The following is a 9950-nucleotide window of genomic DNA, read 5'->3' on the forward strand; positions in this document are numbered from 1 at the left end:
TTACATCCTTTATTCAAGGTCGTCATCTGTATTGTTAAGAATACTGTCGATAATATTCTGAGGCTCGCCCTCGTCATCATCAAAATCTTCCCCAGAGCTTTCGTTGATTGCAGCTGCTACTGAATCGGGAATAACAGCTTTGGGAGCAGGCTTTCTTTTGGAAACTTTGTCTATAATTATATAAGCAGCTTCTGCAAGAATAATGAAAATCAATACAAGGTTGATTATGAGATTTCTGTTTTTAGCCTTCTGAAGCTCCTTCTCGTAAGTTTCCTTGCTCATTGAATCGTCAACGGGAGGAATGATGGAGGAGGTATCGTTGGAAGCGCTTTCTGCTTCTCTTGTAACAGTAATTTTATATACCTTAGTTGTTCCGTTTTCTGCTGTTACAGTGATTTTAACCTCGTTTTCTCCAACCTTGAGATTGGAAGCACCACTTATTTTAGCTGTTGCGGCAGTATCCTCAGTAGCATACTGAAGATTTACTCTCTTAACATTGTTGGGTACAGTCATAGTGTACTTAGTTGTATTTTTGTTGAAATTAGGACTTAACTTACCTTCGTTTGCTACAAGGTTTGAAAGCAGATTATTTGAAGAAGCTTTATCCGAAATCACAAAATCGGTATAAGGGGAATCACAGCTGTAAGAAATGGATTTTCTGTTTTTGTCAAGGAAAGAGGAAACGGAAAAAGCAAAGCTGGTTTCACCCACATCTGCAGTGTTTTTAATACGCAGGGTTATGGTTGCTATATCGCCGTTAAAGTTTTCTTCGCCTTCTCTTTTGAAGTTTATTGTGACAGGATTGCTTTTTGAAATGGATAAACCGTTGCTGTCTACTAAGGGAGCAACGCTTTCAAGCTCAAAAAGAGAGGTGTTGAAATTGATTTTAAGTCTGTTCATTTCTTCAATAGTAAGACCGTCACCGTTTTTAACATCAATATTAACAGTCAGCATAATGGTTTTTCCCGCAGTCTGTGATGTACGGTCAGAGCTGATTGAAACCACTACCTTTGGTGAAGCGGCAAAGCTGAAAAATGTAAACATATTCATCAGTATAAATACCGTCAAAATCGTGCAAATAATCTTTTTAGTTGTTTTCATAATAATTCTCCATTCTTCCGTCCTTAATAAAAATACCTTCAGGACATAATAAATCGATTTTACACTATCATATATTGTACTAAAAATAACGGCTCAATGCAATAGTTTTTTTTATAAAACTATTCTTATTTTTATAAAATTTAAAAAACTGCGATTTTAAAATATCAAAAAGCGGCAAATATGTCATAATTGTCCACCTATGTCAAGTTAATGTGTTTACAAAAAAATAAAAAAGAGTAATATTAAATTAAATATAAATTCGGAGGAAAGTGATTATTGTGAAAACAGCAAAATTAGCCATTTATACAAAAGAAAATGTACCTTTTGAAATTAAAGAATTTGAGCTTACAGAGCCAAAAAGCGGCTATGCACAGGTAGAGCTTATTGCAAGCGGTGTATGCGGAACTGATATTCATATTCATACAGGCAGATTGCCTTTTAAGGGCCCTATGGTTATAGGCCACGAATTTGTAGGTAAAATAACAAATATTTTAAAAGAGGACTCAGAAAAGTACGGCTTAAAAGAAGGGGATAATGTAATAGTTGATATTGCTATTCCCTGCGGAAAATGTAAGCTTTGTAAAGAAGGGGACGACGCTAACTGCGTAAATATGAACGTTTCCAACGGCGGAAATCCTTATGAAGCACCTCATTTCTTTGGCGGATACGGTGAATATAACTATTCTCCCGTTTCAAATATGATTAAAATTCCTGAGGAGATAAATCCCACTGCGGCTTGCGTTTTTGCTTGCCCCGGACCTACAGCAATTCACGCTTTTTCTCTTGCTGAGAAAGCAGGCTGTAATATCGAGAAGGCAGAAACTGCAATTGTTCAGGGAACAGGACCTGTAGGCTCTTTTGCTATTGCATATTTTGCGGCTATGGGCATTAAAAACGTAATTGCGCTTACTGTAAATAAAACAGAGGCTTCTGAAAAATTGGCTAAAGAGCTGGGCGCAACTGAGGTTATTGACCTGAATTGTATTACAGAAGCAGAGCTTAACGAGCATATTCTTTCAATGACAGATTCTTTGGGAGCTGACGTTGTTTTTGAAGCATCGGGAAATCCCAAGGCTGTACCTACAGGAATGAGCCTTCTTCGAAACAGAGGCGTTTATATGGTGCCGGGTCAGTATTCCAACAGCGGCGGTATTGAAATTCAGCCTCAGCTTATAACCTTTAAAGCTCTTCATATTATAGGCTCATCTCAGTATTCAATGTGTGATGTGGAAAAATATTTAGAGTTTTTACAGAAAAATCCTAAGCTTCAGGATATTATACTTTCCCTTGCAACCTGCTATAAAATTGAAGATGTAAACAAAGCCTTTGATGATGCAAAGGCACGTAAAAATATAAAAACTCTTCTTGTAAAATAAGTTAAAATTCTTAAAAACAAAAAAAGTATCGCATTTAATTACAGCGATACTTTTTTTATATGTTATTTACTTTTTACATTCCCTTTTCAAACTACTAAAACGGGGGAAAACTTTATATTATCAGCAGATACAAGCTTGTAATCTATTCCGTCATATTCTCCGAAAACTGAGTACATCGAGCCGTTGCCGTGAATATGTCCGTAAAAGCATTTTTTTACGTTGTATTTCTTGAGAAGCTCAGTTATACCTTCACATTCATAGTTGTCAAAGACAGGGGGATAGTGCATAAAAGAAATTATAGGAAGAGCTGTTTGTTCTCCTGCTTTTAAAGAAAGCTCTAATCTTCCACATTCTCTGTTTATTATTTTTCTGTCATTTTCAGTTATGCTTTTGTTTTCAAGAAGCCAGCCTCTTGTTCCGCACAGAGCATAATTTTCTCTTACAATAGTGTTGTTAAATAAAAATTCAATATTTGAAAAATTGTTTTCTTTTATAAAATTATCAAGCTTTTTCTGGGTTTGCCACCAATAGTCGTGGTTTCCCTTTAAAAGCACTTTTTTTCCTTTTAATGAGCAAAGAAATTCCATATCGGGCTTAAGCTCGTCAAGTGTCATAGCCCAGGAAAAATCTCCGCATATAACAACAGTATCCTCATCAGATACTTTTTGTTGCCAGTTTTCGTATAAAAGCTGAGTGTAGTTTTCCCAGCCCTTGAAAATGTCCATAGGCTTATCAACACCGAAGGAAAGATGAAGGTCACCTATTGCAAAAATTGACAAGACTTAAACCTCCTTTTTAAAATTTAGAAAAAATTTTCAATAATAAATTAAAAATAAAAGCAAAAAATATCTATTGCAAAGGGTAAAAAATTAGCTAATTAGAAAGGATTGATTGAATATGGATTTATTTAATAACCACGAAAATAAGAAGGGTCACAAAAACATTAAATGTAATGTTTGCAACTGTGTTTACCATTGTGACGACAATCACTGCGGAGCAGACTCAATCAACGTAGGTCCTTCCTTTGCTGACACTGCCGCACAGACGGTATGTGCATCCTTTAAAAAGGATTAAAGATAAGGGAATGTAAAAAAGCAAAGCGCATAAAACAGGAAAATAAAGAATAGATACTGTTCTTTTATGTAAGAACGAGCAAAAAATCAATGTAAAAACATCCTTTTGATAGTTTTTAAAAATATATTTTTTATGCTATATGTTAATTTCGCCCTCGACATACCTCTGTGCGCTGTCGAGTAACCGACAACAAATACTTGTCGTCGTGAAATTGACAGATTTTGCTTGATTTTCCTATATCCTAAAAATGAGGCTGTAAAAAACTTTCGTTTTTTTACAGCCCACTTTTTTTAATCAGCTTCAAATATTTGAGAAATTTTTTCGATAGCTTTTACGTCGCATATCTTTTTAGCCTGTCTGATTGCGCTTTTTATAGCTTTGGCATCAGAGCTTCCGTGAGCCTTGATAACAGGCTTACGTATCCCTAAAAGAGGAGCGCCGCCGTATTCCTTATAATCAAGCTGAGCTTTAAAGCTGTTAAGCTCCTTTTTCATTATCAATGCTGATAGCTTTGTTTTTAAGCTGGAATACAAAACATTTTTCAAGGAGCCGGATATAAAGTTACCCATTCCCTCCATTGCTTTAAGAAAAATATTTCCCGAAAAGCCGTCAGCCACAATAACGTCGGCATCGCCTAAAATAGCTTCTCTGCCCTCTATGTTTCCTATAAAGTTTACTTTTTCTTCCTTTAAAAGAGCGTGAGCGTCAATATGAAGCTGGGTGCCCTTACATTCCTCTGTGCCGTTGTTTAAAAGAGCAACCTTAGGGCTTTCTACACCCATAACCTTTTGCATATAGACACTGCCCATAAGACCGTATTGAGAAAGATATTCGGGCTTTGCATCAACAGTAGCGCCGCAGTCAAGCAACATAAAACAGCCTTCCTTTTTGGGAAGCACGGTTGCAATAGCGGCACGCTTTATTCCTCTTATTCTTTTTACCAAAAGAGAAGCTCCTGCAAGCAAAGCGCCTGTATTTCCTGCGCTTACAAAAGCATCGCCTCTGCCCGAGGCAAGAGCTTTAAGACCTACAGCCATAGAGGAGCCTGATTTTGCTTTAAGTATACTTGTAGGCTCGTCCTCCATTGTCATAACATCGTCAGCGTGGATAATTTCTAAGGGCTGCGAAATATTATTTTTTTTAATGCAGGCTTTGATTTTATCGGCATCTCCCACAAGAGCAATTTCTAAAGAGTATTCTTGTGCAGCGGCAGCGGCACCCTTAACTATTTCTTCGGGAGCATTATCTCCGCCGAAAGCATCAACTATAATTTTCAAAAGAGTCCCTCCTTAGACTGCTTAACAAGAGATGTAATTCTTATTTTCTTTGGAGTAAGCTTAGGACTTTCTATTATCTTGACCTTTTTAATTCCCATTTCAGCCTTAAGCCTTTTGATGTTTGCTTTTCTGTTTCCTGTAATTTTGGAAATTTCACCCAAAGCACATCTTATAATAATATCCTTATACTCTTTTGTCTTAAGAGATTTACATATAAGCTTATAGTAAATTCGGCTGTGACACATTTCTCCGAAGGAAGAGTGGAAAGGACCTGCTACGATTGAGTCCCCGTCTGTAAGAGATTCGTCGGAATGAAGGCCTATACGAATAACAGGGATATTGTTTTTCTCAAAAAGAGATAACAGCTTTGTGGAAATGTCTACAGCCTCGTCTAAGGAAAGAGGAGTATATTCACCCTTTTCATACATTTCGGCAAGCTCGGTATCTTTAATAACAACGGTGGGATAGATACGCACTCCGTCAGGAGCAAGCTTAACTATTTTTCTTCCCGTTTGCATAGCCTTTTTCTCATCGTCCTTGGGAAGACCTACCATCATCTGAAGAACAAGCTCAAAGCCGTATTGACGGATAAGTTCAACAGCTTTGTATACGTCATTTGCGGTGTGGCCTCTCTTTGATGCGGCAAGCACGCCGTTATCAAGACTTTGAGTGCCTAATTCTATTGTAGTTACATTATATCTTTTTAAAATTTTCAGAATATCCTCTGAAATATAATCAGGACGGGTAGAAACACGGATTCCGCAATAATCACCCATATCGACAAACTGCTTTGCAACTTTAAGGTAAGCAATCATCTGCTTTTTTTCGATACCTGTAAAGCTGCCGCCGAAAAATGCTATATGAGTTGTTCCTCCGGCAAAGCAAAGACCTTTTTTAAGCATAGCTTTTACCTCCGCTACAGTGGGCGGAGCTACAGTGCCGGCTATTCTTTTTTGATTGCAAAATACGCAATTGTTATTACACGCCATATGAGGAATAAAAATCGGCAAACATCTGTGAGTCATATTCTTTCTGTGAGCAAAAATTTGCTCAGCCACCACCATTTCGTTTTAATAGGGCATAAACTTAAGCTGTCGAATTTTATATAGCATACTGATTTTATGGTAACTAATCGCAAGTACAATATAGTATACATTATTTTTTTAAAAAAATCAAGAGTGCATATTATTGCATATTTAACAGTTTTTCATATTTTCAAATACAATTTCAAAGAAAGGAATAAAAAATATGTCAAGAAAAAATTTCACAGAGGATTGGAAGCTTTACGAAAAGGGAAAAGAATACAATTCTCAAATAGGCTATAAAAGTGCCTGCGATAAAAATGAAAGATTTTACGCAGGCGACCAATGGTACGGAGTGAAGGCGGGGAATTTGCCCACACCTGTATTTAATATGTTTAAAAGAATAACGGACTATATAGTTTCATATATTCTTTCATCTCCGTTAAAAATCAACTATTGCTCGGACAATGCAGATGCGGCGCTTTTGCTTAATAAATATGCCGCAACAAAATGGGAAAAGATGAAAATGGACTCAATGATGAGAGATTTACTTCTCGATGCCGCACTTTCGGGAGATATGGCAACACATACCTATTGGGACCCTACTCTTAATATAGGTAACGGCGTATACGGTGATTTTGTTACCGAAGCGGTGGACGGTATAAACGTGTTTTTCGGAAACGTAAACGACCGCCACGTACAAAAACAGCCTTACATAATTCTTGCAGGCAGAGCTATGACAGAGGACCTGAGAAAAGAGGCTATGCTTTACGGAATGAGCAAAAAGCAAGCGCAGGAAATTGTTTCTGACAACGATTGCTCTGACCAAATGGGTGATTTTTCAAGCATTGAATTAGACGGAAAAAGTACCTTTTTAATTAAATATTATAAGGGCGATAACGGTAAAATATATTTTACCAAATCGACTAAAACCGTTGTAATAAGAGATAATATAGACACAGGACTGAGCAGATATCCCATATCCTTTGCAAACTATACCAAGCGTAAAAATTGCTATCACGGTGAAGCGTTGGGCACAGGTCTTGCTCCGAACCAGATTTTTATCAATAAAATATTTGCTATGGCTATGAAGCATTTAATGGATACGGCTTTCCCCAAGGCTATATACGATAAAACTAAATTGTCTGCGTGGAATAATGCAGTGGGAAGTGCCGTTGGTGTTACGGGAGAAATAGACGGAGTTGCAAAATATCTTGAGCCTGCAGGAATGAACGGTAGTGTTATAACACTCATAGATAAAGCAATTCAGTATACTCAGGAAAATATGGGCGCTACTGACATTCTTTTGGGTCAGAATGTTAGACCCGATAACGCTTCTGCTATTATTTCCTTACAGCAAAGCTCAGCAATTCCTCTTGACGGAATAAAACAGGAGCTCTATTCCTTCGTAGAGGATATAGCTCTTATCTGGCTTGACTTTATTTTAAATAAATATTCTGTTGAACGTACAGTGCCTATTGTCAACGATTCATTTATTGATTTTGCAAAAATAACACCTCAGAGTATAAGAAATTTTGAATACACAGCTACGGTAGACGTAGGTCCAAGCACATATTGGAGTGAAATCAATGCCGTTAAAACTTTGGATAGTCTGCTTCAGAATGGGCATATTGATACAGTACAATATCTTAAACGTTTGCCCTCGGGCTATATTCCCAAAATCAATGAGCTTATTTCCGAGCTTGAAGCGGTTGCTCTTGAACAACCAATTGAACAAGCCGATAGCTAATTTTATAAAATCCTCCAAAAAAAGAAAGGGTGCAGTCCTTACGGATTGCACCCTTTCGCTATTTAAAATTAGTTTTTTGCTTTAATTGCTTCCAAAGCCTTAGCTACAATGTTTTCTGCTGTAAGTCCGAATTTTTCAAGAACAGCGGGAACCTTTCCGGATTTTCCGAAGCTGTCTTCAACTGCAACCATTCTAACAGGAACGGGAGCATTGTTTACAACAACAGAGGAAACAAGGCTTCCTAAACCGCCGAATCTGTTATGCTCCTCAGCAGTTACTATACAGCCTGTTTCTTTTGCAGCCTTTATAATAAGCTCTTCGTCAATAGGCTTAAGGCTTATCATATCTATAACTCTTGCGCTTATTCCTTGCTCGGCAAGCATTTCAGCAGCTTTAAGAGTAATCTGAACCATAAGACCTGTTGCAATTAAAGTAACGTCAGTACCCTCTCTGAGAACGTTGCCCTTTCCTATTTCAAGCTTAAGGTCAGCGGGATAAATGCTTTCAACGGCAAGACGTCCCAAACGAAGATAAACAGGACCGTCGTGAAGAATAGCGGCTTCAACAGCAGCTCTTGTAGAGCCTGCATCACAGGGACAAAGTACAGTCATTCCGGGGATAGTAGTCATAAGTCCGATATCCTCGTTGCACTGATGGGTAGCACCGTCCTCACCAACTGAAAGACCTGCGTGGGTAGCGCCTATTTTAACGTTAAGATGAGTATAACCAATACCGTTTCTTATCTGCTCGTAAGCTCTTCCTGCCGCAAACATAGCAAAGGAGGAGGCAAAAACCGTTTTGCCTGTAGTTGCAATACCTGCTGCAACGTCCATCATATTGCCCTCTGCAATACCGCAGTTAATATGTCTTTCGGGGAAAGCCTTTTTAAAGGTATCTGTTTTTGTGGATTTTGTAAGGTCGGCATCTAAAACAACGATGTCATATTTTGCGCCGAATTCCTTAAGAGCCTCACCGTAAGCCTCTCTTGTAGCCTTCTTATCTGCCATTATCTTGCACCTCCCAAAGCTTCAAGCTGAGCATTTAATTCGCTTACAGCCTGCTGATACTGTTCTTCATTGGTAGCGTTTCCGTGCCATGCATAGTTGTTTTCCATAAAGGAAACGCCCTTACCCTTAACTGTGTTTGCAATAATTATTGTAGGCTTGCCTTTAACTGTTTTTGCTTCGTTGTAAGCAGCCTCAATCTGATTGAAATCGTGACCGTCAATAACAATAACGTGCCAGCCGAAAGCCTTGAACTTTTCATCAACGGGATAGGGGGACATAACGCTTTTGATTTCGCCGTCAATCTGAAGACCGTTCAAGTCAAGAACTGCACAGAGATTGTCAAGCTTATAGTGAGCCGCAAACATAGCAGCCTCCCATACCTGACCCTCTTGAATTTCACCGTCGCCCATAGCGGCATATACACGGTAGTCCTTATTGAAAATTTTGGCTGATTTAGCCATACCGCAAGCAGCGGAAATTCCCTGTCCCAAAGAGCCGGAGGACATATCTATACCGGGAATGTTCTTCATATCGGGATGTCCCTGAAGCATACTGTTGATATTTCTGAAATTGCTGATTTCTTCAACGGGGAAAAATCCTCTTAACGCAAGAGCAGAATAAATAACAGGGGAAGCGTGGCCTTTAGAAAGCACGAAACGGTCTCTGTTTTCATCCTTAGGATTTTTGGGATCAATGTTCATCTCCACGTTATAAAGGTAAGTCAGAATATCTGCTAACGAAAGAGAACCGCCGGGATGTCCTGAGCTTGCGCTGTGTACTGCTTTCAGTATGAGCAATCTTGTTTTTGCGGCAATTACCGAAAGCTCGTTAAGCTTTGCTTTTTCCATTTATATCTTCCTTTCATATGGGAATGTGCAAAAATGCACAAATAATACAGCTGAAAATAAAACTGTAAAATCCCTTGTTTAAAAAATAATTTTGACAAAAATATCGCAATTATAACAATTATACCACTGTATTAAAGATTTTTCAAGAGTAAATAATATATTAAATAAAACAAATTGACTTTTTATATTATATGTAATATAATTTATTAGAATGGTATACTATCATTTAAAATAAACTTTAAAATTTTTTGAAAGGCAGGGCTTGTGATATGAGTATTTTAGAAAAAATTGAAAATCCGTCCGATGTAAAAAGCCTTTCTGAAAAAGAATTGATACAGCTCTGCTCTGAAATTCGGAAATTTCTTATTGATAATATTTCTAAAACAGGCGGACACCTTGCTTCAAATTTAGGTGTTGTTGAGCTGACCGTTGCCATTCTCAAGGTTTTTGATGTGCCCGAAGATAAAATAGTATGGGATGTGGGACATCAAAAAC

General features: G+C 37.8%; 10 protein-coding genes. 4 read left to right on the top strand and 6 right to left on the bottom strand.

The window, feature by feature from the left end; genetic code table 11:
* Positions 1–9: 9 nt before the first annotated feature.
* Positions 10–1101, bottom strand: a complete 1092-nt coding sequence (locus tag E7480_05515; GenBank protein ID MBE6904048.1) for a cadherin-like beta sandwich domain-containing protein — start codon at positions 1099–1101, stop codon at positions 10–12.
* 278 nt (positions 1102–1379) lie between these two features.
* Between E7480_05515 and E7480_05520 the strand changes: the two genes are divergently transcribed.
* Positions 1380–2477 carry a hypothetical protein gene (locus E7480_05520; GenBank protein ID MBE6904049.1) on the top strand — a complete coding sequence of 366 codons (1098 nt, stop codon included), beginning with the start codon at positions 1380–1382 and terminating at the stop codon, positions 2475–2477.
* A gap of 86 nt (positions 2478–2563) precedes the next feature.
* On the opposite strand, the gene E7480_05525 is transcribed toward E7480_05520, so the two are convergent.
* Entirely contained in the window at positions 2564–3241 is a 678-nt protein-coding gene (locus E7480_05525; protein MBE6904050.1) for a serine/threonine protein phosphatase, read from the bottom strand.
* Positions 3242–3374: 133 nt separating this feature from the next.
* Here E7480_05525 and E7480_05530 point away from each other — a divergent pair, with 133 nt between their 5' ends.
* Positions 3375–3551: a DUF1540 domain-containing protein gene (locus tag E7480_05530; GenBank protein MBE6904051.1), complete on the top strand. Its 177-nt coding sequence runs from the start codon at positions 3375–3377 to the stop codon at positions 3549–3551.
* 290 nt (positions 3552–3841) lie between these two features.
* Here E7480_05530 and plsX read toward each other — a convergent pair whose 3' ends face one another.
* Positions 3842–4828, bottom strand: a complete 987-nt coding sequence (gene plsX, locus E7480_05535) for a phosphate acyltransferase PlsX (GenBank protein MBE6904052.1) — start codon at positions 4826–4828, stop codon at positions 3842–3844.
* Positions 4825–5892, bottom strand: coding sequence for a radical SAM protein (locus E7480_05540; protein ID MBE6904053.1), 1068 nt, complete (start codon positions 5890–5892; stop codon positions 4825–4827). Before E7480_05540 ends, plsX begins: the two co-directional genes overlap by 4 nt.
* A gap of 184 nt (positions 5893–6076) precedes the next feature.
* Here E7480_05540 and E7480_05545 point away from each other — a divergent pair, with 184 nt between their 5' ends.
* Complete coding sequence (locus E7480_05545; protein ID MBE6904054.1) at positions 6077–7600, top strand: hypothetical protein; 1524 nt, start codon at positions 6077–6079, stop codon at positions 7598–7600.
* A gap of 68 nt (positions 7601–7668) precedes the next feature.
* On the opposite strand, the gene E7480_05550 is transcribed toward E7480_05545, so the two are convergent.
* Both E7480_05550 and E7480_05555 read right to left on the bottom strand, forming a co-directional pair.
* Positions 7669–8607 (bottom strand): transketolase family protein, encoded by a 939-nt coding sequence (locus E7480_05550; GenBank protein ID MBE6904055.1) that lies wholly within the window; start codon positions 8605–8607, stop codon positions 7669–7671.
* Positions 8607–9455: a transketolase gene (locus E7480_05555; protein MBE6904056.1), complete on the bottom strand. Its 849-nt coding sequence runs from the start codon at positions 9453–9455 to the stop codon at positions 8607–8609. The genes E7480_05550 and E7480_05555 overlap by 1 nt, the downstream gene beginning before the upstream one ends.
* Before the next feature lie 269 nt (positions 9456–9724).
* On the opposite strand from E7480_05555, the gene E7480_05560 reads away from it, so the two are divergent.
* A partial coding sequence (locus E7480_05560; protein ID MBE6904057.1) for a 1-deoxy-D-xylulose-5-phosphate synthase occupies positions 9725–9950 on the top strand: 226 nt, incomplete at its 3' end.

This window comes from Oscillospiraceae bacterium (assembly GCA_015067255.1).
GTDB lineage: Bacteria > Bacillota > Clostridia > Oscillospirales > SIG519 > SIG519.